Here is a 26,410-nt window from a genome sequence, read left to right on the forward strand (position 1 = left end):
CACATGATCAATAGCTATAGAGATTCCTTTAATGCACAATTCTCTAAAAAACAATACGACTTGTTTTTGAAGGAGCTGGAAAAAGGATGGATTGAAATCCCCTTTAGAGTAGCAGAAACACCTGTGTTTCTGCCTTCATCATTAAAAGATCAATTGATAGCGGCTGGTGCAGAAATTATAGCGTTGATTAAAGATGAAAACTTTAAAAAGCTTAGCGAAGACTCAATTCCAACACAATGGAATGTTCCAAATGAAAATCAACATCCCCATTTTCTTACGTTTGACTTTGGAATTTGTAAAGATCAATCAGGAAGACTGATTCCAAAATTAATTGAGATGCAGGGTTTTCCTTCTCTTTATGGCTTTCAGGCACATCTGGCAAAAACTTATCAAAGCGTTTATGATTTACCAACAGAATTGACCCCTTATTTCAATGGACTAAACGAACAAAGCTATCTTGACTTACTGAAAGAAGTGATCATCGGCAATCACAAACCTCATGAAGTTGCTTTGATGGATATTGATGCCCCAAATCAAAAAACAGCTATTGATTTTATGATCACAGCAAAATATTTAGGCATCAAAGTATTGAGTCTATCCGATATTAAAAAGGAAGGAAATCGTCTATATTATCATGAAAACGGCAACAAAATCCATCTAAAAAGGATTTATAATCGTTTGATTTTTGATGAAATTGGTCACAACACCAGTATTTTCAAAGATAGTTTTGACCCTAGGGAAGCACTAGACATAGAATGGCTGACGCACCCAAATTGGTTTTACCGAATCAGCAAATACACCATGCCCTTTTTAAAGAGCGACTTTGTCCCCCAGACACATTTCCTGAAAGATTTGAAGGTATTACCTGAAGATTTAGAAAACTATGTATTGAAACCGTTGTTTTCTTTTGCAGGAATGGGTGTCATCATTGATGTTGAAAAGAAAGACATTGAAAACATTTCTGACCCGGAAAATTGGATCTTACAGAAAAAAGTAAACTATGAACCTGTTGTTCAAGCACCAGATGGCGGGATAAAAGTAGAAATAAGGCTAATGTATTTATGGCCTGAAGGAAAAGAACCCATCCTTTGTATCAGCCTTGCGCGATTAAGTCGCGGGAAAATGATCGGTGTCCGATATAATAAAGACTTTGACTGGGTTGGCGGAACCGTTGGCTTGATGGAAAAGTAAATTTACATTCAACAGACCTGCCTGAAGCAGGCTTTACCTAGTTTTGTACCTATGGATACTCAAACCATATTAGTTGTCATTCTTTTCATTGCTGCCATATTTTATATAGGCCGCATGATTTTTAGATCCGTATCTCCGAAAAAAGGAGGCTGTGCATCGAACTGCAAATGCGGTGTCGATTTTTCCAATATCGAACCTAGTAAAAAATAGATTTCATCTATATCACATATGCTTGAGCAGTTCAAACTCTATTTACAGAAGAAAGTCGCCATTACCGATGAGCAATTTGACTTAATTTCTGATCGGCTTAAGGTAAAGAGCTTTGATAAAAATGAAATGATCCTCATGAAAGGAGAAGTATCTTCTCATGGTTATTTTGTGCTTAGCGGATTATTACGCAGTTATTCTATAGATGCCAAAGGCAAAACCCATATCATCCAGTTTGCTCCTGAACAGTGGTGGCTGTCCGATAGAAATGGGATGTTTAATGAAGCCTCTGAGTTTTTTATTGATGCCATCGAGCCTACTCAAGCCGTTTTAATGCCTAAAGGCTTTATTGATGATGCAGCAAAACATGTTCCCTGCATGTATGACCTGAATAACACCATGCTGAACAATTCTATTCGTTTTATGCATAAAAGGATCAATATGTTACTCAGTGCCACTGCAGAAGAAAGGTACCTGAACTTCATTCAACTTTACCCCAACCTAACCTTAAGGGTACCACAATGGATGATTGCATCCTATTTGGGCATCACTCCAGAGTCGCTCAGCAGAGTCCGTAAAGACCTCGCACACAAGCATTTTAAAGTTTAGCGTTTTCTTATCATACATCAATGTATGCCAGGCTTTGTGGCCGTAATTTTGTATTGTAAATAAAGAACATTTAAAAACAACAATATTATGGCAACTACTCAATGGTCATTAGACCCAACTCACAGTGAACTACAGTTTAAAGTAAAACACTTAATGATCACTACAGTAACTGGTAGCTTGAACACATTAACAGGATCTTTAACTTCTGAGACCGAAGATTTTGAAAATGCTAAAGTTACTTTTGAAGCAGATATAAATTCAATTGATACTGGAAATACAGATAGAGACAATCACTTAAAAAGTGGTGATTTCTTTGATGCAGAACAATTCCCTCACATGGCTTTTACTTCCAGTTCATTTGAAAAAGATGGCGGTGATTACATTTTAAAAGGTGATTTAACCCTTAAAGGAACAACGAAACCTATCAAATTAAATGTGGAATTTGGTGGTATTGCTACAGATCCATGGGGAAATACTAAAGCTGGATTTACCGTAAGTGGTAAAATCAACAGAACAGACTTTGGTTTAACCTGGAACGCAGCATTGGAAACTGGCGGAGTAATGGTGAGTGAGGACGTTAGAATATTAGGCGAATTACAGTTTGTAAAACAAGCTTAAAAACAACACGTCCATCTTAATTTAGAATGGAGACGTAATGAATGAAAATACAAAACAGGTGTCGGCAGTTCTAAACCCGCCGGCACCTCATATGGTTGGAGATGGATTCAGGGTTCATAATTTTTTTCCAAATGGATATAAACTCAAAATGAGTCCCTTTTTCCTGCTGGATTATAATTCTAAAATCCAGTTTTCCGCACGTAACGAACCTAGGGGCGTTGGAGTACACCCACATCGTGGATTTGAAACAGTCACGATTGCTTATCATGGAGCCGTTGCGCATCATGACAGCGCAGGTAATAGCGGAGTGATCTACCCTGGAGATGTTCAATGGATGACTGCTGCAAGTGGTATTTTACATAAAGAATATCATGAAGAAGCTTTCAGTAAAAAGGGAGGTGCCTTCCAGATGGTACAGCTTTGGGTCAATTTACCTGCGAAAGATAAAATGACTAAGCCAAAATATCAGGCGATTAGTCATGCCGCAATTGCGAAACATCAATTGCCAGATGATGCCGGGCTGCTAGAGGTGATTGCCGGCGAATACCAGGGAACAAAAGGTACAGCGAGTACATTTACACCTATTCATGTATATAACCTTCGCCTGAATAAAGATGGAAAAGCAAATTTCAATTTCCCTGTCGATTTCAACACGGCCTTTATGGTAATTGAAGGAGAGATTAAAGTAAATAATACCGACATAGCTAAAGCAGATCAATTGGTTCATTTCAAAAATGAAGGAACAACAATTATTGTGGAAGGTCTTCAGAATAGCGTAGTTCTTGTTTTAAGCGGAGCACCTATAAATGAGCCTATCGCACAGTACGGGCCATTTTTAATGAACAGACCTGAGGAAATTCAAGAGGCTATTGCAGATTATAACCAAGGAAAATTTGGTTATTTAGAAGAATAGTCTTCTCTTATTTTCTTTAAAAAGCCGGCAGTCCATCTTGCGGTATCCCATCATTTATCTAAATGTCAGGGGCATTGCAAGATCTAATTACCGGCTTTTTTTTATAAACTTTACAATTTCTGAATTAGACAAACTGCATAGGCCACTACGCCTTCTTCTCTCCCAATAAAACCCATTTGCTCATTTGTGGTTGCCTTAATTGAAATGTCTTCAATATCCATTCCCATTGCCCTTGCAATATGCTGTTGCATCGCCGGAATATGTGGGTTGATTTTTGGCGCTTCTAAACAGAGCATCGCATCGATATTCCCGATTTCAAACCCTTTTTCTTTTACCAGCTTCACACTTTCCTGCAATAGAATCAGGCTGCTAATTCCTTTCCAACGAGGATCAGTATTTTTAAAATGGTAACCAATATCGCGCAGATTTGCTGCACCAAGTAATGCATCACAGATTGCATGAAGTAATACATCTGCATCTGAATGACCAAAAGCACCCTTATGGTGTTCTAAATTTACTCCTCCCACAATGAAAGGATGTCCATCCTTAAGCTGGTGTACATCAAATCCAAATCCTACCTTAATCTTCATTTTTATATCTATTAGTTTATACGTATTCTCTATTTACATTCAGGTTATTCTCAAACCTGATCATCACTCCTCAGATCTCCCCGAAATTAAACAATAAAGCTAACCTTAAGGCCTTACGAATAGATTTTTTGGTCAATACACAACAAATCATGCAATTCCGTGTTGAACACATGATTCATTAAGCTGACTATTGCCGCATAATATCAACTCGAAAAATTCCTGCTCAATGGGACAAATTATTGCAAAACCCGCCTCAGATATGCGCAAATCATATTTTACAAAAGATTATTTTTTAATTAACTCGTCTTTTTTGTTGCTCAATAACTCTTTTTTTATGTAATTTTAACAGTTAAAGCACTATGAGATCCCTCAATATGAAAAAATCATACTTATATTATTCGATTGCATCTATTGCAATCGTAGCTTCTCTCTCTTCCTGCAAGTCAAAATCAGGAACTTCAGAGAAGACAGGAATGGCGTATAACAAGCGCGAGTTTGGTGGCTTTGAAGTAAACAAAAAATTTAAACGTGGCCCTGGCCCCGGATTAGTGGAAATTGAAGGCGGTGTTTTTGTGATGAGCGGAAGCGCAATTAATGTTGCCGGTGAAGAGCTTAGCAATTACAACCACAAAAGAGAAACCACCGTATCTTCCTTCTATATGGATGAAACTGAAGTTTCAAACACCAACTGGCTGGAATACCTAAACTGGATTCGCACCAACTATCCTACAGATCACGAATACTATTATAACGAGCTCCCTGACACTTTAGTGTGGCGCAGACCCTTATCCTACAACGAACCTTATGTAGACAACTATTTAAGGCATCCTGCTTACCAGGACTATCCAGTTGTAGGTGTAACCTGGGAACAGGCAGACAGATATTGCGCTTGGAGAACAGACCGTGTAAATGAGCTGTTACTTCGTGAAAAAGGTTATATGACCAGTTTCAAAGACCTTAACGGTGGAAATGCTAACACTGCGGCGGCGGCAACCAATCAAGCAAAAGGAGCATTCAACACCGATATTTACCTAAGCGGACAGTACGACGACAAAGGGAAAAAGGCAATGAAAGACCTTAATCCATCAAATGCAGGCAATACTGCCGGAGGAGCCAATGCAAGTGGTAGAGGCGGCGCCACCAGAAATGTACGATTGGAAGATGGAATCATCAAACAGCCTTATCGATTGCCAACAGAAGCTGAATGGGAATATGCTGCGCTTGGATTAATTGGCAATACCCAATATGAAAATATCAATGCCAATAAAATATATCCTTGGAATGGTCTCGGATTAAGCTCCCCTAAAAGAAGTACGCGAGGTTTGATCCTAGCCAACTTTAAAAGAACTAAAGGAGATTATATGGGTGTTGGTGGATCACTGAATGATAAAGGTGGTTTAACCGTTTCGGTTAGGTCCTATACGCCGAATGACTTTGGCTTGTATAATATGGCAGGAAATGTAAATGAATGGGTTGCCGACGTTTATCGTGCAAAAACATTTGAAGCAGCTGATGCCTTTAATCCTTATAGAGGTAATTATTATCAGGACAAAAAAGTAGCTGACCCAATCAGCGGAAAAATTGAAATTGATAAATATAACAGACCAGTTTTAACCGACGCTAAATCCTATAAAAAACAAACCTGGGCAGAGAAACAAGCAGCAGCTCCTGCACAGCCTACTACAAATACTTATGCGGATCAAAGAGGTTACCGTGATAAAGCGAATGAACTATATGGTGAAATTACCCTGGTAACAGATAAATCCCGAGTTTACAAAGGCGGATCATGGGATGACCAAGCTTTATGGTTAAACCCAGCAACCAGACGATTCTTGCAACAGGATGAATCTACGGCTGATATTGGCTTCCGTTGTGCCATGACCATGTTAGGGGCTTCTGAAATCAGGTCTATCGGAAAACCACAATTTAAACCGAAAACTGCAAAACCTTTCAAATCACGCTAATCGAAACAATAGATATAAAAAAAGGGAGCTAATCAGCTCCCTTTTTTTATATCTATTGTTTGTTAGAATCTAATCCTTACTAGGCAAATTGAATCAAAATACCGTTCTTTTCTACTTTATCCCCTTTTTGCACCAAAATACGCTTTACAATACCCGCGGCAGGAGATTTAATAATATTCTCCATCTTCATTGCTTCCAACACCAATAAGCTGTCTCCTTTGTTAACTTCTTGCCCCTCAACAACCATTAACTGCAAGACCAGCCCTGGCATAGGTGCTTTAATTTCCTGGACTTTTTGTGTGGCACCGATATCCATACCCAATTGCTTCAACAATTGATCGTATTGATCTTCCAACTCCACCTGGTATAGATTCCCGTTTACCTTAACCGTAGTCTGCTTCCCTCCTTCTTCACGATCTACAACTTCTACAGTATAGGATTTATGCTGGTAAATAATATGTTGGATATTAGTCGATACTTCTTTGACATCAATGCCTAGTGGCTGTCCGTCTACCAAAATTGTTTTGTCTGAAACAGCTACATCAAATTTGTATTGCTCATTTACTTTTACCTTCATAGTTATTGTGTTAGTGCATACTGAACCAAATTAGCGCCCATTTTTAGCGCGTTCAAGCGTTTATCTTGCGTATCATCGGGATAAGTGCCGAAATCCTCCCAACCATTGCCCAGATCGCATTCAAATGTATAATAACAGATCACCCTACCATCCAGAATCAAAGCCAGGCCCTGAGGAGCTTTACCATCATGTTCATGGATTTTCGGTAAACCATTTGGAAACTTAAATTTTTGCTGATAGAGTGGATGATTGGCTGGAAGTTCTACAAAAGAAAGTTCAGGAAATACTTTCTTCATTTCTTTACGGATAAACTTATCCAGTCCATAATTATCATCAATATGAAGAAAACCTCCACCACTAAGATATTTTCGTAAATTTTGAGCTTCAGCATCGCTGAACACCACATTTCCATGACCAGTAAGGTAAACAAAAGGGTAGTTGAACAGTTCTGCACTACCCACCTCAACCGTTGCATCCTGGGGAGCGAAATTTGTATTTAGATTCTTATTACAGAATTCAATGAGATTGGGAAGTGCGGTTCTATTGGCATACCAATCGCCTCCTCCATTATATTTCAGCTTAGCCATCTTATAAGTTGGCGGCTTAAAGCCACACAACAAAAACATCAATCCAACGACTAGGCCTGTTCTTAATTTCATCTGTTTAAATAATTCACCTCAAAGCAGGCTGCTAATGCTGCAGTCTCTGTTCTCAGACGTGTATTACCTAAAGTTAAGGGTTTAAAGCCATTCTGCAAAGCGAGTTCGATTTCTTTAGGACTGAAATCACCTTCAGGCCCAATTAAAACGGTGTAACTTTGATGCGGTTCAGCCACCTGGCTGATGTACAGACGAGGTTCTCCATCGATGCAGTGCGCGATCATTTTAATGGAGTTATTTTCAATTTTCAGGAAATCTGTGAATGAGACTTGTGGATTTAGAAGCGGGTGGTAAGCCTGTAAAGACTGCTTTACCGCCGATGTAATCACTTTATTAAGCCGATCTTCTTTAATGATTTTCCTTTCAGAACGCTCACAGATGATCGGAGTAATTTCATCTATCCCTATTTCGGTTGCTTTTTCAAGGAACCATTCCAATCGATCGATGTTCTTTGTAGGCGCCACCACGATATGCAAGTGGTGATTTCGTTTTTGATATTCCTGAACGGATTTAATCACACGAAGCTGGACATTTTTCTTTCCTTCTCCGATGATTTCCGCTTCATAAAAGCCTCCTTTTCCATCAATCAGGTTCACCACATCGCCAAATCCTAATCTCAGGACCTTCAGACAATGTTTACTTTCTTCTTCATTTAAAGAATACTCGTTGGCCTCAATATCAGGGGTATAAAAAACGTGCATTGTGTAAAAGGTTTAGTGGTTGTCCACCATATCGCTTTTATCAATCACAAGTTCAAGCTTTATGGTTTCAATATTTTGCTCTGTTTTCTTTAGGATGGTAAATAGATAACCATAGCATTCTTCGCTATCACCAACTTCTGGTATTTTACCAAAAGCATGAGACACCAATCCGCCTACCGTATCAAAGTCCTCATCCTCAGGAAGGTCATGAGGTAAATGCTCATTCACATCGTAAACAGTAGCATAAGCATTAATAATGAATTCAGTATCAGAGATTTTTTCTACTGTTGGCTTTTCTTCATCATACTCATCCTGGATTTCTCCAACGATCTCTTCTACGATATCTTCCAGTGTGACCATACCTGCGGTACCGCCAAACTCGTCGATCACGATCGCGATCTGAATGCGCTTCTGCTGAAGTTCGCTCAACAGGTCATTGATTTTCTTCGTTTCAGGAACGAAATATGGTTTTCTGATAATGTCTTGTAATACCCAGTCTTTTTTAGAAGCCAGGAGTGGTAAGATATCTTTGGCATGAATAATACCGATGATCTTATCAATAATACCATCATATACCGGTAATCTGGAATATCCGTCTCCGATGATTTTATCAATCACCACTGAGGGAGGAGTAGACAATTCTATACCTGATATTTTGGTTCTTGGAACCATAATATTTTTTACAACTCTTTCGTTGAAGTCAAAGACATTTTTAATCAATTCATGCTCATTGGTATCCAAGGCTCCACTTTCCTTACCCTGATCCAATAAATAATGAAGTTCTTCAGTACTGTGTACAGACTCATGTCCTCCTACAGTTGAGATTCCAAAGATTTTAAGGATCATGTTTGCAAATCCGTTCAGCACCCAGATGAAGGGTCTGAAGATCAGATAAAACGCTTGTAAAGGTACTGCGATAAACAGTGTTGTCGCTACCGGGCGTTGTATTGCAACCGATTTAGGCGCCAGCTCACCAAATACGATGTGCATTACGGTAATAAATAAGAAGGCGATTGCGGTAGAGATGGAAGAGATGTATACCTCAGAGAAATTAAAGCCGACTAACATATCGTGGATCAGGCTGTGCATTACAGATTCACCCACCCAACCTAAGCCCAGGGAGGCTAAAGTAATACCTAGCTGCGTGGCAGCCAGGTATCCGTCCAGATGCTGGGTAATATATTTTGCAATATTTGCTACCCGATTACCTGATTTTGCTTTAATTTCAATTTGTGATGCCCGAACTTTTACGATTGCAAACTCTGCTGCAACGAAAAATCCGTTCAGTGCTACTAAGAAGAATGTTAAAAATATCTTGAATCCTTCCATTAAGATGTTTGATTTCTAAACTTCTGGTCATAAAGGAGGATACTTTCCTGTATCACTTTATGCGCATATCGAACGCCTAAAAGGTGTTCAATAGTAACTTGCTTTTCTTCTAAGGCTTTATAATCCTGGAAGAATTTCACAATTTCTTTCATCGTATGAGGTGGCAATTCAGCTAAATCATTGATGTAGTTTACAGACATGTCATTTTTTGCTACTGCAATAATTTTATCGTCTTGTTCACCATTATCCACCATATGCATTACACCAATAACTTTTGCTTCAACGATTGACATCGGATAAACGTCAACCGAACAAAGTACAAGGATATCCAGAGGGTCATTATCATCACAATAAGTTTGTGGGATAAAGCCATAGTTAGCAGGGTACATTACAGAAGAGAAAAGTACCCTATCTAATTTAATCAGGTGGGAATCTTTATCGATTTCGTATTTTGCTTTAGATCCTTTAGGAATTTCAATAATTGCATTTACTGTTTCAGGTAAGTTTTCACCTGGAGAAACAAAATGCCACGGATGACGCTCGTCTTTAATCATTTTTAATGTTCAGTGTTTGATATATCGTCATTGTCTTCTTTCACCACTTTCTTTTTTACAAAAGTGTAAACCAGCGGAATGGTAGTGATGACAATAAAACCTATAATAATGTATAATAAATAATCGTTAATTTCTTTTTCAAATCTTTTGCCAAGAAAATAACCCAGCAAAGTTAAGGAAGCAATCCAAATAATCGCACCCGCAAAGTTATATAATGCAAATCTTCTAAAGTCTAATTTTACTACACCAGCAAAAATCGGTGCAAAAGTTCTTACAATTGGAACAAAGCGCCCCATTATAAGTGCAAAGGCCCCCTGTTTATTATAATAATCTTCGGCAGCCTTTAAATAACGTTTTTTAAAGAAGAAGGAGTCCTTTCTATCATACAGTACGGGGCCCGTCTTTCGACCAAACCAGTAGCCAGTAAAATTACCTAATACGGCTGCGATAATTAGCCCAATGATTAACACATATAGGTTAACGTCTAATTTGCCTGTAGCGACGAACATGCCCGCAAGAAACAACAGGTAGTCTCCTGGCAAGAAGAAACCAAAAAACAAACCTGTCTCGGCGAAGATCACAAACATTACGACATAAAAACCACCTTCTTTAAGTAGTTTTTCAGGATCAATAAATTGCTGTAATGAGTTCCAGAAATCTTGCATAGTTCAATTATTCGTAAAACTACATATAATTATCTACAGATATTGACTATATCAGATTTAAAATTATAGCTGGATAAATCCCAAGGAAAACCGTAATGATTAACGATAATACCAGGACAACCTTATACTGCACAGGCGTTTCCAGTTCTACTTCAGCACCATCTTTGAAATACATTGCTACAATTACTTTGAAATAATAGTAAAATCCTACCAAAGCATTCAAAATTGCAAAAGCAACCAAATAGAAATGATAATCATGCATCACATTTAGGAACATCAGGTATTTACCAATGAAACCAGCTGTTAGAGGGATACCTGCTAAAGACAACATCGCTACAGTTAGGGCGAAAGCCGCAAAAGGATTACGTTTTCCCAAACCATTGAAGTTTTCAAAGTTATCGTTACCCGTTTTCTGCTTCACTAGAATCAGTACACCAAAAGCAATAATACTTGCAAAAGTATAAGCTGCGGCGTAAACCAATACATTGTTCATAGAACTCGCTGTAAGAGACACTAAAGAAAATAATAAATAACCAGCATGAGAGATACTCGAATAAGCCAGCATTCTTTTGAAGTTCTTTTGGAATAAAGCCGTTACGTTACCGATGAATAAAGTCAGACATACGATTACCATCAATGGAGGTAACCAGAAATCATGTAACGGAGCAAAAGTATCACCGAATAAACGTAGAATCGCTGCGAAACCTGCCGTTTTCACTACAGTAGACATAAAAGTCGTAACCCATGTTGGCGCACCTTCATATACATCAGGTGTCCAGAAGTGGAAAGGAGCAGCACCAATCTTAAAGCACAGACCTATCAATAATAAGATCACTCCAGGATAAAATAAAGGAGAAATCGACTGCGGGTTTTCAACCAGGTATTTATTGATCGTATCCAGGTCAAAAGAAGCCGTAGCACCATAGATCAAGGTAATACCGAATAGTAAGAAGCCTGTAGAGAAAGCCCCCATTAGGAAGTACTTTAAGGCCGCCTCATTGGAAGCGAAATTGTTCTTTCTAATCCCCGCAAGAATATATAGGGCAACAGACATAATCTCCACACCGATAAATAACATCGCCATGTTCTTGTAAGAAACCATGAGTACAATTCCCGATAGGGCAAAAAGCATCAGGGTGAAGTATTCTGCAATATTTTCACTATTCGCAGCAAAATAATTCTGCGTCAGCAGGAAGATAAATAGCGTTCCTATAATAGCAAGACCTGCGAAAGCTAATGCAAAGTTATCCATTTGCATCATTCCGTAATAAGTCTGGTTCGTATTCCAGGAAGTAACGACAAAAGCCAGTGAGGTAAGCAACCCAATTAAGGTAAGGGGTAATAACGCTTTTTTAGCTTTAAACAAACCTGCATAAAGCACCACTAAAGCTGTAACAATAATTGTTATGATGATATTCATTTGCTTAGTTTACCGATGTTAATTTTTGTGTTACCTGTTCTATTAATTGTTGTACCGATGCTTCAGATAAGTGAAGAATTGGCTTAGGATATACTCCTAAAGCAATGATCATGGCACAAATGACATACAATACGACTTTTTCAGATCCTTTAATATCTGTAAATCCGATGGTTAAGTCATTGGTTTTGCCCAGCATAATGTTTTGATACATTCTGAACATATAAACCGCACCGAAGATGATAGACAATCCAGCGAAAACGCCTGCCCATACCTGATACTGATAAATTCCGATTAGCAATAAAAACTCTCCAATGAAACCATTAGTTCCCGGAAGTGCTACCGTTCCCAATACAATGATCAAAAATGCGATGGCCAGCTGAGGTGCCTTTTTAGCAATTCCACCCAATTCTGCAATCTTATTAGTTTTCATACGACTGGCGATAATGTCCAGTACAAAGAATAAGCCGACTACGTTGATACCGTGACTTAACATCTGCACCATTGCACCCTGCATACCTTGTGTATTTAAAGCAAAAATACCAGCAGCAATTAAGCCAACGTGGGCGATAGAAGAATAAGCTACTAGTCTTTTAGCATCCTTCTGTGTAAAAGCAATCAGGGAAGCGTAAACTACACCGATAATAGAAAGGATCATAGCTAAGTTACCCCACTGTTGAACACCCTCAGGTGCTATTGGCAATAACCATCTGATCAGTCCATAGATACCCATTTTCAACATAATCCCTGATAATAACATCGTACCCGGAGTTGGAGCTTCCACATACGTATCTGGCTGCCAGGTATGGAATGGGAATATTGGCATTTTAATCGCAAATGCGATAAAGAAGGCCCAGAAAATCCATCCCTGCTGTGCTGCATCAAGATTTAAATTATAGAAAGCCTGAATCTCGAAATTGTGAGCAGGATTTTGTAAGTATAGGTAAATGATACCCATTAACATAAATAGAGATCCAGCAATGGTATATACGAAGAACTTCATATTTACTCTGATCCTATCTTTACCACCCCAAACGGCGCAGATAAAGTAGATTGGAATTAACGCGGCTTCCCATCCGATGTAGAATAAGAAAGCGTCCAAAGCTGTAAACACCAATAATAAACCAAACTGCATAAATAAGATCAATGCAAAAAATGAACTGGCCTTTTTATAGTCATGCTGATAAGCAGATAGAATAATGATCGGAACCAATACATTGGTCAGTAAAACGGTGATCATGCTGATCCCATCGATTCCTGCATGGAAATTGATTCCCAAATCCTGAATCCAGGGATAGTTTACTGCAAATTGCGTACTGGCATCCGGTGTAAAATTACATACCGTGATAAGAGTCAGGCCTAATGAAAGGATTGCTGAGCCCAGAGCCACATGTTTCGCTGCATTACCTGTGAATGCAGTAACCACGGCGCCAACCAATGGTAGAAAGATAAGAAGTATTAAAAGTTGTTCCATTATGTTTTCTTGAACGATCTTTTACAGAGATAAATAAGTATACAATAACAATGAGATGATTCCTACCACCATCATTAACAGATAGAAACCAACGTTTCCAGACTGAACCAAACGTAAACCTTTACTGGCTTCCGAGGTGCCCCAGCCTAAACCGTTCACTATACCATCAACAATCTTATTGTCAATAATTTTATAGAAGAAAGTTGAGAATGCATCCAAAGGTCTTCTGATGATCAAATCATAAATCTCATCAATATAGAATTTATGGTAAGACAAGTTAGCCAAAGCAGATCTTTTTCCTTCATCAGGAACTGGGATATGATTTTGTTTAACATATTTCACATAGGCAAAGCCGATCGCAACTAGCACGCCAATTACAGAGACTGCCATTAACATATATTCCGTTGCATGATCAGGAGCTTCTGCAGTATGTTTAATCACTGGAGCCAACCAATGAGATAACCAATGACTTCCACCCAGTGCTTCCGGAACACCAATCATTCCACCGATAGCAGATAGAACTGCCAATACGATCAAAGGGATTGTCATTGACTTCGGAGATTCATGAATTTTCTCTTCGGCATGGTGCGTTCCACGATACTTTCCTGAGAAAGTAAGGAACAACATTCTGAACATATAGAAAGCCGTAAGGAAAGCGGTGAATACACCAATCGCCCACATGGTTTTATCATGTGCATAAACATGCGCCAGAATCTCATCCTTAGAGAAGAACCCTGAAAATGGAGGTAAACCTGCAATTGCAATAGTACCAATTAACATGGTCATAAAAGTAACCGGTAATTTTTTACGTAAGCCACCCATATGTCTCATATCCTGCTCATGGTGTAAAGCATGAATCACAGAACCTGCACATAAGAATAGTAAGGCTTTAAAGAAAGCGTGTGTGATCACGTGGAAGAAAGCGCCGTTGTAAGCACCAACTCCTAAACCAAGGAACATATATCCCAATTGAGATACCGTAGAATAAGCCAGTACCTTTTTAATATCAGTTTGTGTCAAGGCGATAATTGCACCCAGAACTGCTGTAGCTAAACCAACAATAGCGATGATGTGCTGAATCATTGGAGCCAGGTCGAAGAGCACATTTGATCTTGCGATCATATATACACCCGCAGTTACCATGGTCGCTGCGTGAATCAAAGCAGAAACCGGCGTTGGGCCAGCCATCGCGTCCGGTAACCAGGTAAACAATGGCAACTGAGCCGATTTACCACAAGCACCGATAAACAACAATAAAGCAATTAATGCAATGCTGCCATTTCCAGGAAGCATATTCGCTGCCTGAGGAAAGATTTTAGAGAACTCTACTGTACCGAAAGTGGTAAAGATAAAGAACACACCTAATAGGAAACCAAGGTCACCAATACGGTTCATGATAAAAGCTTTCTTAGCTGCAGAAGCATAACTACTGTTCGTATACCAGAATCCGATCAACAGATAAGAACAAAGTCCTACTCCTTCCCATCCGATAAACATCACGATGTAGTTAGATCCTAGGACCAATAGCAACATGAAGAAGATAAACAGGTTTAGGTAACTAAAAAACTTACCGAAAGCCTCATCAGCGTGCATATAGCCAATAGAGTAAATATGGATTAAGAAACCTACACCGGTTATGATCAATAGCATAATTGAGCTAAGAGGATCTACCAGGAAGGAAAGTGGAATGTTCAGCTTACCAGCACTAATCCAGTCGAACAAGAAGATCTCGTGAGACTTATTCGCATCAGCTCCCAATTCGAAGAAGATACCTACACTGATGGCAAAGGAAATGAATATCACGCTGCTTCCGATGAAACCGATCAGGTTTTTAGAAAGCGTATTTCTTCCCAGGCCATTGATAACAAAGCCTAAAAGAGGAATTAAGGGAACCAGCCAAACTAAATTTATCATGTTATTACTTTATTCTTATTAATTACCACTTAAGGCGATTCAACACATTTATATCTATAGATTGTGTATTTCTGTACACCATTACAATAATACTTAGTCCAACTGCAACTTCAGCAGCGGCGAGTACCATAATGAAAAATACGAATACCTGTCCTGACGGATCATTGTTATGTACCGAAAATGCGGTAAGCAGTAAATTTACTGCATTCAGCATCAATTCTACCGACATAAAAATGACGATGGCGTTTCTACGGGTCAATACCCCAATCACACCAATGGTGAAAATAATCGCACTTAACCAGATGTAGTGGTTAAGTGGTACTCCCTGCAATCCCTGAGTTATGTTTTCCATTCAGTTTATACTTATTTTATAGCAATGAGCTTTACATCAAATGATGCAAACTCAATACTATGCTTTTTCTTTTTTAGTTAACAATACTGCACCCACCATTGCCGTTAGCAATAGAATAGAAGACAGCTCAAAAGGCAACATATAAGGACCAAATAATTCCTTACCTAAATTCTTCACCAATCCCAGATTAGGATTCTTTAATAATACCGGATCAGAAATCGCTGTTGCTTTTAAAGAACCAATGATGGTAACGACTAAACAACATCCTGCAATCACGCCTACTACCTTAACTAAGGTCGATTTCAATGGCTCATTGTCCTTATTGAGATTGAGCAACATCAGCACGAAGAGGAAGAGTACCATAATGGCCCCCATGTAAACGATAAAATTCACGACTGCCAGAAACTGTGCATTCAATAGAATGTAATGAACCGTTAATGTAAAGAAAGTAACAATTAAGTAAAGCACGCTATGCACCGGGTTCTTAGAAAAGATAACCATCAGTGAAAAGATGACGCTTAATGTTGCTACAAAATAGAATACCGATGTACCCATTTATTATATAATTTAAACTGTTTATATTAATAACCCAAAGGGCTACCTATGCTTATTATTTCTTCTCTAATGGTGCCTCTACCAGTTTATCCTTGCCGTAGATAAAATCTTTACGCAGGTAATCTGAAGGGACAATTGGACCGTCTAAGTAGATCGCTTCTTTCGGACAGGCTTCTTCGCACAATCCGCAGAAGATACAACGTAACATATTGATCTCATATACTGAGGCATATTTCTCCTCACGGTAAAGGTCTTTCTCCTCCGGTTTACGTTCTGATGCAATCATGGTGATTGCTTCAGCCGGGCAAGATAATGCACAAAGGCCACAGGCCGTGCAACGCTCTTTACCTTCCTCATCCCTTTTCAACGAATGCATTCCTCTGAAGTTCGTAGAAAACTCTCTTTGCTCTTCCGGATATCTGATGGTCGCTTCCTTTTTAAAGAAGTGGCTGATGGTAATAGCTAAGCCTTTAGTGATGGCAGGCAAATACATGCGTTCTGCAAACGTAAGGGGCTTTTTCTCTAATACTTTCTTTTTACTGGTTAATGGTTCCATTAAACCTCCTAATTATACCGCTAAATGCGGACAGTTAAAACTTTTCAATTATAGCAATCACAATACTTGTGATAATGATATTCGCAATGGCTAAAGGAATTAATACCTTCCAACCTAAGTGCATCAGTTGATCATAACGGAAACGAGGAATCGTCCAGCGTACCCACATGAAGAAGAAGATGAAAGCAAAGATTTTAAGGAAGAAAACAGCCGTTCCAATCAGCGGAGCAATCACTGTTCCTGTTTGTGTCAATACCCAGTCCATTCCAGGGTAGTTATAACCACCAAAGTATAAACTAGCCATTACTGCTGCAGAGACAAACATATTGATGTATTCTGCGAACAGGTAAAAGCCTAGTTTCATAGACGAATATTCTGTATGGTAACCACCGATCAGCTCAGTCTCACATTCCGGTAAATCGAAGGGTGCTCTGTTCGTCTCTGCAAATGAGCAGATCATGAACAATAAAAATCCTAGTGGTTGATACAATACATTCCAGCGCCATCCGTGCTGATTGGCAACAATCTCGCCCACACTCATTGAGTTAGTCACCAATAATAGCGCAATAATGGATAAACCCATTGCAATCTCATAACTGATATTTTGTGATGCCGCACGAATTGCACTTAATAAAGAATACTTGTTGTTAGAGGCCCAACCACCGATCATTACCCCGTATACACCCAAAGAAACTACACCAAAAATATATAGAACACCGACGTTGATCTCGGTTACCTGTAGAGGAATCACACGATCACCAATAATGATTGGACTTCCCCATGGAATCACTGCCGTTCCAATACAAGCGGTTAACATGGCAAGACCAGGACCTACCATAAACAACCATTTACTGGCGTTCGTAGGAATGATCTCTTCTTTCATGAACATTTTCACCCCATCAGCCAAAGGTTGAAGAATTCCAAATGGACCTGCTCTATCTGGTCCTAACCTATCCTGTAGAAATGCAGCCACTTTCCTTTCTGCATAAGTGGAATACATGGCTATCAATAAACTTATACCGAAAATAATCGCTACCAGTACAAATTTTTCTATTACAAAAGATATATCCATTAGAATTTAGTGGTTTTTTCTAGTTCAACCCTATTTGCTTCCTTCAATCTCTCATCTTCCTGAATTACCGGTAAAGGTATTAAAGTCTCATAGTGATTAGAGGCAATTACCGAAGTATCTGGAATGTGTGTAGGATGTTCGATCGTCCAATCTGCCGTCTTTTTCTTGTCAAAACGACAAGTATTGCAAATAAACTCTTCCACTTCACCATAAACATCTTTTCTTGCAGTTACACGCAAAACATCTGCTCCTTTATACCATAGTGTTACTTTACCGCTACAAGTAGGGCAATCTCTATGTGCATCAATCGGTTTAGTAAACCAAACTCTATTTTTGAATCGGAAAGTTTTGTCTGTTAATGCACCAACCGGACAAACATCGATCACGTTTCCAGAGAAATCATTGTCGACAGCCGTTTGGATATAAGTAGAGATTTCTGAATGATCTCCACGATTTAAGATACCATGAACACGTTTATTGGTAATCTGGTCGGCCGTAAATACGCAACGGTAACACAGGATACACCTGTTCATATGTAACTGAATTTTATCACCGATATCAATGCGCTCGAAAGTTCTTCTTTCAAACTCATACCTTGTTTTCTGCAAACCATGCTCATAACCTAAGTTTTGAAGGTCACATTCACCAGCCTGATCACACACCGGGCAGTCTAATGGGTGGTTGATCAACAACATTTCCACTACACCACTTCTTGCTTCGATCACTTCTGGAGAAGTAATATTCATCACTTCCATTCCATCCATTACAGTGGTACGGCATGAAGCTACTAATTTCGGCATTGGGCGCGGATCTTTTTCAGAACCTTTACTCACCTTTACGATGCAGGTTCTACATTTTCCACCGCTACCTTCTAATTTGGAATAATAACACATCGCCGGAGGAACAATATCCCCACCGATTTGGCGCGCAGCATTTAGGATGGTCGTCCCAGGTGCTACTTCTACGGTTATTCCGTCTATGGTTACCTTAACTTTATCACTCATTGTTAAAGATATTCTTTATCATCGCTTTGCTTTTCCAGATTTTAAGCTCTCCAAGCATCGGTTTGATTGTTAATTTTCTGTACTAACTGCTTTAGCTATTGGTTCAGCATAATTTGCCAATCCATAATTTGTATCCAGGGATAACTGAGGGTTTTTCACATGCCATTCGAACTCATCTCTGAAATGTCTGATGGCACTTGCTACTGGCCATGCTGCTGCATCACCTAGAGGGCAAATTGTGTTTCCTTCAATTTTCTTAGCTACATCCACCAATAAATCAATATCGCTCATTTTACCATGGCCATATTCTATGCGGTGAAGTACTTTTTCCATCCATCCAGTACCCTCACGACAAGGCGAACATTGTCCGCAACTCTCATGGTGATAAAAACGGGAGAAATTCCAGGTATTTCTAACCATACACTGATCCTCATCAAAAGCAATAAAACCACCAGAACCCATCATAGTACCAGTAGCGAAACCTCCTTCAGATAAAGATTCATAACTCATCAAACGAGGTTCCCCGTTCGCAAGTTTTAAGGAAAGGTTAGCAGGAAGCACCGGAACAGAAGATCCACCAGCAACAGTTGCCTTTAATCTTTTGCCATTGGCGATACCACCACACCATTCATCAGAATAGATAAATTCTTCTACAGGTAAGCCCAATTCAATCTCATAAACACCCGGTCTTACCAGGTTTCCAGAGGCAGAGATCAGTTTTGTACCTGTACTACGTCCAATACCTACTTTTGCATACTCGTCGCCACCATCATTAATGATAGGTACTACAGCAGCAATAGATTCTACATTGTTTACTACTGTTGGACAGCCGTACAATCCTGCAATTGCAGGAAATGGAGGTTTGATCCTAGGATTACCACGTTTTCCTTCTAATGATTCTAACAATGCAGTTTCTTCTCCGCAGATATAAGCACCACCACCCGGCTGAACGTATAGTTCCAGGTCGTAACCTGAACCTAAAATATTTTTACCTAAAAATCCAGCATTCTTAGCTTCAGCGATTGCTTTTTCCAGAATACGAATTTGAGGCATCATTTCACCACGTACATAGATGAAAGAAGTTTTTGCACCCAAAGCAAAGCTGGATACAATCATACCTTCAATTAGTGCGTGAGGAATGTGAGTCATCAGATAACGGTCTTTAAATGTTCCTGGCTCCGATTCATCGGCATTACAAACCAAGTAACGTGCTACTCCCTCAGGTTTAGCTAAAAAGCTCCATTTCATTCCCGTAGGAAATCCTGCACCCCCGCGACCGCGTAATCCAGACTTCTTTACCTCTTCCACTACTTCATCAGGAGTCAGAGTTTTCAGCGCCTTTTCCACAGCACGGTACCCGCCTTTCTGGCGATAAACATCCAATGTATGGATGCCTGGTACGTTTATATGTTCTAATAATAGTTTACGACTCATTATTTCTTGCGTAAGTCTTGTATCAAATCGTCTACCTTTTTCTCGTCAAGGTTCTCATAGAAAGTGTATTCAGGACCAATTTGTAAAACCGGACCATAGCCGCAAGCAGCCAAACACTCTACGCCTCTCCAGCTAAATAAGCCGTCAGGAGTCACCTCATTCTCTTTAACGCCAAGGCTCTTTTCAATATGGCCCATCAGTTTCTCTGCACCCACTAAACAGCAAGGTCCCGTTCTGCAAACTTCCAAAACGTATTTCCCCTGAGGCTTCAAAAAGTACATACTGTAGAACGAAGCTACTTCATATACTTCAATCGGCTCAATGCGCAGATATTCCGCAACTTGATCCATAGCATTTGGACTTAACCAGCCCAGTTCTGCTTGTACTTCATGCAAAATTGGCAATAAAGCGGATTTTTGCTTTCCTTCTGGATACCTTTTAACGATCTCTTCAAACTTTTCAACTAAAGCTGAGGAGAACTGTACAGGTTGTGTTTCTTCTACTTTAAGCATCTAATTCTCCTGCAATAATATTCATACTACTCATGTTGATGATGGCATCTGATAACAACATACCAACACTCATGGGCGCAAACATTTGATAATTTATAAAGCTTGGTCTTCTGAAGTGCAGACGGTAAGGTGTTCTACCACCATCGTTGATCAAATAGAAACCCAATTCTCCGTTACCACCTTCTACTGCATGGTAAACTTCTGCTTTTGGTGCATCAATCTCTCCCATCACAATTTTGAAGTGATAGATCAAAGCTTCCATATTGTTGTAAACTTCTTCTTTGGCTGGCAAATAGAATTCTGGAACATCCGCATGGAAAATCCCTGCAGGTTCATTCTTCAGCTTCTCTAAAGCTTGCTCAATGATGCTCACACTTTCCCACATTTCTGCATTACGCACCAAATAACGGTCATAAATATCACCGCTGGTACCTACAGGAACCTGAAAATCAAAATCTTCATAAGAAGAATAAGGCTCGCTTACACGAACATCATAATCTACTCCTGCAGAACGCAATAATGGACCAGTCCAACCGTAATCCAAAGCCATTTCTGCAGTAACTGCAGCCACACCTGAAGTACGATCAATAAAGATCCTGTTACGATCTAGCAAGCTTTCGAATTCTTTTAACGCTACTGGGAAAGTTTTTAAGAATTTATTGATTTTTGCAAAGGCAATTTCATTGAAATCCCTTTCAAAACCACCAATTCTACCAATGTTAGTTGTCAAACGCGCACCACAAATCTCCTCGAAGATCTCATAGATATGCTCTCTGAACTGGAACAGGTAAAGGAAAGTAGTGGTTGCACCAGTATCTTGAGCAATAATGGTGTTACAAATGATGTGATCGGCGATCCTGGACAACTCCATTACAATTACCCTAAGGTAATCTACCCTTTTAGGCATTTTAATGTTCAGCAATTTCTCTACTGTCATGTGCCATCCCATGTTGTTGATTGGCGATGAGCAATAGTTCAATCTATCTGTCAGCGGTGTGATTTGATAGAATGGGCGATGTTCTGCGATTTTTTCAAAAGCGCGGTGGATATAGCCAATGGTAGAAATACCACTTACAATACGTTCGCCGTCTAATTGAATTACATTCTGAAAAACACCATGTGTTGCCGGGTGAGTAGGCCCTAAATTCAGGGTTACCAACTCACTCTGAGGATCATTATCTGTATATACCGGTTGATTGTGATTCATGTTCTTATCTACCAAAGTATTCGTCTTTTTTATCTACTCTGTTTGGATCTTCCAAAGGATACTGTTTCAACATCGGATGAACACCTAAGTCGTCCATGTTCAATATTCTTCTTAGATCCGGATGACCTTCAAATTTCACTCCGAAGAAGTCATAAGTTTCTCTTTCCATCCAGTTCGCTGCATTCCACAGAACGGTAGCAGTAGGAATTGTAGGATGATGTTCATCAATAAACACCTTTACTCTTACCCTTACTTTTTTAACCATGCTGTGCAAGTGGTAAACCACTGCAATCCCATGTTTTTTCTCCGGGTAATGAACTGCTGTAATATCAGTAAGGAAGTTAAAGTTAGTGTCGCTTTCTTTTAAGAACCTCAACACATCGATGATGACATCTTTTGTGGTTTCGAAAGTAAGTAAGCCATAAGGCTCATTTACATCCGTAATTTTAGCACCAAACTTTGCATTCAGTGCATCTAAGATTTCATTGTTTGTCACCTCTGCCATTATAAAATTCCGTATGAAGCCAACATTTCTTTGTATTGATCTGAATCTCTTCTTCTCAAAGATTCGTTTTTAACCAGCTCTTGAATCTTTCCAAAGCCATCTAAGATCGCTTCTGGTCTAGGTGGGCAACCTGGAACGTACACATCAACAGGAATGATCTCATCGATCCCCTGAAGTACTGAATACGTGTCAAAGATACCACCACTGGAAGCACAGGCACCTACAGCAATCACCCAACGAGGTTCAGCCATCTGTAAATATACTTGTTTTAATACCGGACTCATTTTCTTAGCGATGGTACCCATCACCATTAATAAATCCGCCTGACGAGGAGAAAAACTTAAGCGTTCAGATCCAAAACGACCAAAGTCATAGTGAGAACCCATTGTAGCCATAAATTCGATACCGCAACAAGAAGTTGCGAATGGCAGGGGCCATAATGAATGGGAACGTGCCAAACCAATTACTTTGTCTAAAGAGGTGGCAAAAAAACCAGATCCTTCTATGCCTGGAGGCGCGTCTACTATATTGATGTTACTCATGATACAAAACGAAAAAAGGTTCATTCCTACAAAGAATGAACCACAAATTTACAATATTTTGAAAGGAATTGACCTAAACCTTGATCATTTAGAAACAATCTAAATAGGTTAATTCCAGTCTAAAGCTTTCTTTTTCAAAATGTAGATAAAACCTAATAATAAGGTTCCCATAAAGATAAACATTTCGACCATACCAGCCATTCCAAGCTCCCTGAAGTTAACTGCCCAAGGGTACATAAAGATGACCTCAATATCGAACAATACAAACAGGATCGCCACTAGGAAGTATTTAATAGAAAAAGGTTGACGTGCATTACCTACTACCTTCACACCAGCTTCAAAAGTCGCCAGTTTATCAGCTGTCTTTCTTTTCGGGCCTAAAAAGTGTGTGGCAATCAAAGTCACAACAACAAATCCTAGAGCAACAATAATCTGAAATACAATAGGTAAAAAATCTACAGGTACACTTTGGGTTTCCATGGTATTAAATTTGGGACAAAATTAAAAGAAAAAGGCAGGATAACAACCCTGCCTTTTTCTTTTATTGGAAAATATTACTTTTTCTTTACTGGAGTTTTAGCTGCCGGAGCTACTAATTGCTTCAAACGCTCTTGTGCTCCTGAATTTGCAGGATCAATAGCTAAAGCTTTATTCAGATATTCTTTAGCTTTTTCTTTATCAGTTTGTGCATAGTAAGAACCAACATAAACGTAAGCTTCTACCAATTCTTTTGGCTGAGCTGTAGCAAGTTCTGGCTTAGTTACCGTCACCAACTGAATCAATTGCTCATAGAAAGGAACTCCTAACCATTTTGGGTTATTAGCATCATCTAAATATTTCGCAATACGCGCTCTGAAAGCATAGGCTAAAACAAAATCATTTTTAGCTTTAATGATATTTTCAAAAGCAGCATCTGCATCTGTTAGGATTTTCTTATCAGGATGTTTACCGTCTCTATCTTTAAAAGCGTAATCATAATACTTCGCTGTACCTAAATAGTAATTGTTAGTTAGGCTATTTGGACCATTAGGGTTCATTTTAATAGCGATAGCATATACATCACCAGCTTTTTCATATTTTTTACCTTTGAAAAGTGCTAATGCAATTTCTTCTAAGGCATCTGCTTTAGTAGAGTCTTTCTCAACGGCTTTTATAATATTTACCAAAGCAAGGCTATCATTACCATTTTGCATTTGGGATCTACCCAGGTACAAGTAATCGTCAGCAATGATACGTGATGGATCTTTTACTTTCCCAAAGAAGTCATTCATGTATTCTAAACTCTTAGGGTAGTTTTTATTCTCATAAGCAGAATAACCACGTAATCTTGATACTACAAGTGCTTTCTCATTGTTAGGACTCATAGTTGCCAACTCAGAAGTTACTTGCTCTAATCCCTGGAAATCCTTCGCATAGAACAAGAACTGCGCATAACGCAATTTAGAATCGTAAGAATTATCCGTTAAATCTAGGTACTTTTTATAGTTAGTTAATGCTAAAGCAGATTTAGCCACTTGCTCAACAGCAACCTGATTTGCCCATTGCATATACAATTCAGCTAGTTCTCCATAAGCCGGACCGTAGTTTGGATCAGCAGTAATAGCTTCTTTGAAACGTTCTTCTGCTTCAGGGAATGCTCTTGATTCTGTATACATTCTACCAATCTGAACTGTTGCTCTTAAAAGATTCGCATTCATGTTCAACGCTCTCAAGTAATTACCTAAAGCTTCAGAATTCTTTTTCTGAGCAGCATAATAATCACCTAAAGCCAAGAAAGTTTCAGGATCTTTATCATTTGCATCTAACTCATCTGCTTTTTGCAAGTAAGGTAATGCAGCAGTAAAGTCTTTGTTATCTGAAGCGATATAAGCTTTACCGATATATAACTGAGGGATATAATCTTTTTTAGAAGATACCTCTACAGCTTTATCAAAATTCGTTTTTGCTGAAGTAGGATTTTTATCGAATAAATCTGCTTCACCTAAACCAATATAGTTTAAAGGGTTTTTAGGATCAGCGGTTACACCTTGAGCAAAAGTTGCCCTAGCTGAATCGACATAATCCAATCTTAGATAAACATCACCTAAATTAAAGTAATTTTCTCCTTTATTCGCTTGTGATTTTACCAATGCTTTCAGCATGGTTGTCGCTTTCTGGTACTGTTCGGCATCTACAGCCTTTTTTGCATCATTTAAGCTTTGAGCAAAAGAGGCAGAACCCATCACTACTAAACCTAAACTTAAGGTTATTGCTTTCTTTGTCATTTTCATGGTTCACTATTGTTTTAATTGTAATGAAGCTCATAAGATAAGCTTCATAGTTCAAATATAAAATTTAGTTTGTATTCTTTAAATTAAATTCTCTCGGCATCATTTTATGCGGACCTAATCCAGATTTAAGTACAATCAATTGTCCGCGCTGACTTACTAACCAGTTTGCAAAACCTGTGCCTAAACCTTCGCGGCCCTCCGCATTAATGATGTAGATATTTCTTAAAAAAGGATATATCCCATTAATTAAATTCTGTTGAATAGGCGTATAAAACGCGTCATCCCCTTTTTTTCCTGGTAAATTCCTCACCCCCAGCATTTTCACCTTCGATATTGGATCGGCCATGTCTTTCTGGTTTGAAATTAACCAGTTTACACCAACCACACCAATAAAACCTTTATTGTTCGCAACGTACTTTATAACGTCATTATTGTCCTTTAAAGTATAAACTCCTTTTTTTGGCAACTCTTTAACTCCGGCTAGTTCCTTAAAATAACGTAAGGTGCTGGAATAGGCATTGTCAAAAACCAATTGTTTACCTGTTGTCGATTTTCCTTGTAAAATATCAATCACTTCCTGCACTGTAATGGTACTGTCTGCATTAGTTGCATTAGTAATTAGCGCAATCCCATCAATGGCAAATCTGGAAGTTTTAGGAACAATACTTCTATTTCTATAAATTTTGTCCTCTTCCGGTGTCAGCATTCTAGAGGAAATCATCACCCTAACGCTATCGTTCAAAAAGGTAGGAAGAATTTCATTCTCATTCCCTTCAATCACTGCAAATTCCGCCTTCGGATAATCTGTCTTAAAAACATCAATCTGATCTGCAAGCACCCTTGCGAAAGAGGCATCAGCGAGGATCTTAACGCTACCAGTCGTACGGCTTTGTTCTACCGAATCATCAGGCTTAGGCTTTTGCTTACAAGCCACGAATACGAACAACAGCAATATCAGACTTAAGTGTTTCATTTGAACAATGTTTTGCAAGTTGATTCCATTATTCTAAGCTATTTAA

At 39.0% G+C, this 26,410-nt stretch carries 29 protein-coding genes; 6 read left to right on the forward strand and 23 right to left on the reverse strand.

Annotated features, from left to right (window positions below; genetic code table 11):
• The first annotated feature begins 3 nt into the window (after positions 1-3).
• The 5 genes from R2S10_RS12365 (at position 4) to R2S10_RS12385 (ending at position 3,538) form a co-directional block, all read left to right on the forward strand.
• On the forward strand, positions 4-1,191 hold the full coding sequence (locus R2S10_RS12365) for a hypothetical protein (protein ID WP_316840750.1): 1,188 nt from the start codon (positions 4-6) through the stop codon (positions 1,189-1,191).
• A 51-nt stretch (positions 1,192-1,242) separates the two neighbouring features.
• On the forward strand, positions 1,243-1,401 hold the full coding sequence (locus R2S10_RS12370; protein WP_316840751.1) for a FeoB-associated Cys-rich membrane protein: 159 nt from the start codon (positions 1,243-1,245) through the stop codon (positions 1,399-1,401).
• Between the two features lie 18 nt (positions 1,402-1,419).
• The gene (locus R2S10_RS12375; RefSeq protein WP_316840752.1) at positions 1,420-2,007 is read left to right on the forward strand and encodes a Crp/Fnr family transcriptional regulator; all 588 of its coding nucleotides are present in this window, start codon (positions 1,420-1,422) and stop codon (positions 2,005-2,007) included.
• Between the two features lie 87 nt (positions 2,008-2,094).
• Complete coding sequence (locus R2S10_RS12380; protein ID WP_316840753.1) at positions 2,095-2,625, forward strand: YceI family protein; 531 nt, start codon at positions 2,095-2,097, stop codon at positions 2,623-2,625.
• A gap of 37 nt (positions 2,626-2,662) precedes the next feature.
• Complete coding sequence (locus R2S10_RS12385) at positions 2,663-3,538, forward strand: pirin family protein (RefSeq protein ID WP_316840754.1); 876 nt, start codon at positions 2,663-2,665, stop codon at positions 3,536-3,538.
• 110 nt (positions 3,539-3,648) lie between these two features.
• On the opposite strand, the gene ispF is transcribed toward R2S10_RS12385, so the two are convergent.
• Positions 3,649-4,128 (reverse strand): 2-C-methyl-D-erythritol 2,4-cyclodiphosphate synthase, encoded by a 480-nt coding sequence (gene ispF / locus R2S10_RS12390; protein WP_316840755.1) that lies wholly within the window; start codon positions 4,126-4,128, stop codon positions 3,649-3,651.
• A 374-nt stretch (positions 4,129-4,502) separates the two neighbouring features.
• Between ispF and R2S10_RS12395 the strand changes: the two genes are divergently transcribed.
• Positions 4,503-6,092: an SUMF1/EgtB/PvdO family nonheme iron enzyme gene (locus tag R2S10_RS12395; protein WP_316840756.1), complete on the forward strand. Its 1,590-nt coding sequence runs from the start codon at positions 4,503-4,505 to the stop codon at positions 6,090-6,092.
• 79 nt (positions 6,093-6,171) lie between these two features.
• Here the strand turns inward: R2S10_RS12395 and R2S10_RS12400 are convergent, their stop codons facing one another.
• The 22 genes from R2S10_RS12400 to R2S10_RS12505 form a co-directional block, all read right to left on the reverse strand.
• Complete coding sequence (locus tag R2S10_RS12400) at positions 6,172-6,669, reverse strand: acetyl-CoA carboxylase biotin carboxyl carrier protein subunit (RefSeq protein ID WP_316840757.1); 498 nt, start codon at positions 6,667-6,669, stop codon at positions 6,172-6,174.
• Positions 6,670-6,671: 2 nt separating this feature from the next.
• Positions 6,672-7,328, reverse strand: coding sequence for a DUF4159 domain-containing protein (locus R2S10_RS12405; RefSeq protein ID WP_316840758.1), 657 nt, complete (start codon positions 7,326-7,328; stop codon positions 6,672-6,674).
• Positions 7,325-8,029 (reverse strand): 16S rRNA (uracil(1498)-N(3))-methyltransferase, encoded by a 705-nt coding sequence (locus tag R2S10_RS12410; protein ID WP_316840759.1) that lies wholly within the window; start codon positions 8,027-8,029, stop codon positions 7,325-7,327. Before R2S10_RS12410 ends, R2S10_RS12405 begins: the two co-directional genes overlap by 4 nt.
• A gap of 12 nt (positions 8,030-8,041) precedes the next feature.
• Entirely contained in the window at positions 8,042-9,358 is a 1,317-nt protein-coding gene (locus R2S10_RS12415; protein WP_316840760.1) for a hemolysin family protein, read from the reverse strand.
• Entirely contained in the window at positions 9,358-9,912 is a 555-nt protein-coding gene (locus R2S10_RS12420) for an inorganic diphosphatase (protein ID WP_062546557.1), read from the reverse strand. Before R2S10_RS12420 ends, R2S10_RS12415 begins: the two co-directional genes overlap by 1 nt.
• Before the next feature lie 2 nt (positions 9,913-9,914).
• Positions 9,915-10,577, reverse strand: a complete 663-nt coding sequence (locus R2S10_RS12425; RefSeq protein ID WP_316840761.1) for a DedA family protein — start codon at positions 10,575-10,577, stop codon at positions 9,915-9,917.
• A gap of 46 nt (positions 10,578-10,623) precedes the next feature.
• The gene (locus R2S10_RS12430; protein WP_316840762.1) at positions 10,624-11,997 is read right to left on the reverse strand and encodes an NADH-quinone oxidoreductase subunit N; all 1,374 of its coding nucleotides are present in this window, start codon (positions 11,995-11,997) and stop codon (positions 10,624-10,626) included.
• Between the two features lie 4 nt (positions 11,998-12,001).
• The gene (locus tag R2S10_RS12435) at positions 12,002-13,468 is read right to left on the reverse strand and encodes an NADH-quinone oxidoreductase subunit M (RefSeq protein ID WP_316840763.1); all 1,467 of its coding nucleotides are present in this window, start codon (positions 13,466-13,468) and stop codon (positions 12,002-12,004) included.
• Between the two features lie 21 nt (positions 13,469-13,489).
• A complete protein-coding gene (gene nuoL, locus R2S10_RS12440) occupies positions 13,490-15,382 on the reverse strand; it encodes an NADH-quinone oxidoreductase subunit L (protein ID WP_316840764.1) in 1,893 nt (630 codons plus the stop codon).
• A gap of 22 nt (positions 15,383-15,404) precedes the next feature.
• Positions 15,405-15,734: an NADH-quinone oxidoreductase subunit NuoK gene (gene nuoK, locus R2S10_RS12445; protein WP_062546552.1), complete on the reverse strand. Its 330-nt coding sequence runs from the start codon at positions 15,732-15,734 to the stop codon at positions 15,405-15,407.
• 57 nt (positions 15,735-15,791) lie between these two features.
• Positions 15,792-16,289 carry an NADH-quinone oxidoreductase subunit J gene (locus R2S10_RS12450; RefSeq protein ID WP_187666288.1) on the reverse strand — a complete coding sequence of 166 codons (498 nt, stop codon included), beginning with the start codon at positions 16,287-16,289 and terminating at the stop codon, positions 15,792-15,794.
• Positions 16,290-16,344: 55 nt separating this feature from the next.
• A complete protein-coding gene (locus R2S10_RS12455; protein ID WP_187666289.1) occupies positions 16,345-16,845 on the reverse strand; it encodes a NuoI/complex I 23 kDa subunit family protein in 501 nt (166 codons plus the stop codon).
• A 34-nt stretch (positions 16,846-16,879) separates the two neighbouring features.
• Positions 16,880-17,917, reverse strand: a complete 1,038-nt coding sequence (gene nuoH, locus R2S10_RS12460; RefSeq protein WP_316840765.1) for an NADH-quinone oxidoreductase subunit NuoH — start codon at positions 17,915-17,917, stop codon at positions 16,880-16,882.
• Complete coding sequence (locus R2S10_RS12465) at positions 17,917-18,921, reverse strand: 2Fe-2S iron-sulfur cluster-binding protein (protein WP_265842721.1); 1,005 nt, start codon at positions 18,919-18,921, stop codon at positions 17,917-17,919. Before R2S10_RS12465 ends, nuoH begins: the two co-directional genes overlap by 1 nt.
• A gap of 69 nt (positions 18,922-18,990) precedes the next feature.
• A complete protein-coding gene (nuoF, locus tag R2S10_RS12470; RefSeq protein ID WP_316840766.1) occupies positions 18,991-20,355 on the reverse strand; it encodes an NADH-quinone oxidoreductase subunit NuoF in 1,365 nt (454 codons plus the stop codon).
• Positions 20,355-20,867 carry an NAD(P)H-dependent oxidoreductase subunit E gene (locus R2S10_RS12475; protein WP_316840767.1) on the reverse strand — a complete coding sequence of 171 codons (513 nt, stop codon included), beginning with the start codon at positions 20,865-20,867 and terminating at the stop codon, positions 20,355-20,357. The genes nuoF and R2S10_RS12475 overlap by 1 nt, the downstream gene beginning before the upstream one ends.
• The gene (locus R2S10_RS12480) at positions 20,860-22,074 is read right to left on the reverse strand and encodes an NADH-quinone oxidoreductase subunit D (protein ID WP_316840768.1); all 1,215 of its coding nucleotides are present in this window, start codon (positions 22,072-22,074) and stop codon (positions 20,860-20,862) included. Before R2S10_RS12480 ends, R2S10_RS12475 begins: the two co-directional genes overlap by 8 nt.
• A gap of 4 nt (positions 22,075-22,078) precedes the next feature.
• Complete coding sequence (locus R2S10_RS12485; RefSeq protein ID WP_316840769.1) at positions 22,079-22,579, reverse strand: NADH-quinone oxidoreductase subunit C; 501 nt, start codon at positions 22,577-22,579, stop codon at positions 22,079-22,081.
• Positions 22,579-23,121 carry an NADH-quinone oxidoreductase subunit B gene (locus R2S10_RS12490; RefSeq protein WP_062546543.1) on the reverse strand — a complete coding sequence of 181 codons (543 nt, stop codon included), beginning with the start codon at positions 23,119-23,121 and terminating at the stop codon, positions 22,579-22,581. The genes R2S10_RS12485 and R2S10_RS12490 overlap by 1 nt, the downstream gene beginning before the upstream one ends.
• Positions 23,122-23,229: 108 nt before the next feature.
• Complete coding sequence (locus R2S10_RS12495; protein WP_316840770.1) at positions 23,230-23,601, reverse strand: NADH-quinone oxidoreductase subunit A; 372 nt, start codon at positions 23,599-23,601, stop codon at positions 23,230-23,232.
• A gap of 74 nt (positions 23,602-23,675) precedes the next feature.
• Complete coding sequence (locus R2S10_RS12500; RefSeq protein WP_316840771.1) at positions 23,676-25,391, reverse strand: tetratricopeptide repeat protein; 1,716 nt, start codon at positions 25,389-25,391, stop codon at positions 23,676-23,678.
• Between the two features lie 64 nt (positions 25,392-25,455).
• Entirely contained in the window at positions 25,456-26,364 is a 909-nt protein-coding gene (locus tag R2S10_RS12505; RefSeq protein ID WP_316840772.1) for a substrate-binding domain-containing protein, read from the reverse strand.
• Between the last annotated feature and the right edge of the window lie 46 nt (positions 26,365-26,410).

Origin of the sequence: Pedobacter gandavensis, from assembly GCF_032678745.1 — a bacterium.
Taxonomy (GTDB): Bacteria; Bacteroidota; Bacteroidia; order Sphingobacteriales; family Sphingobacteriaceae; genus Pedobacter; species Pedobacter gandavensis_C.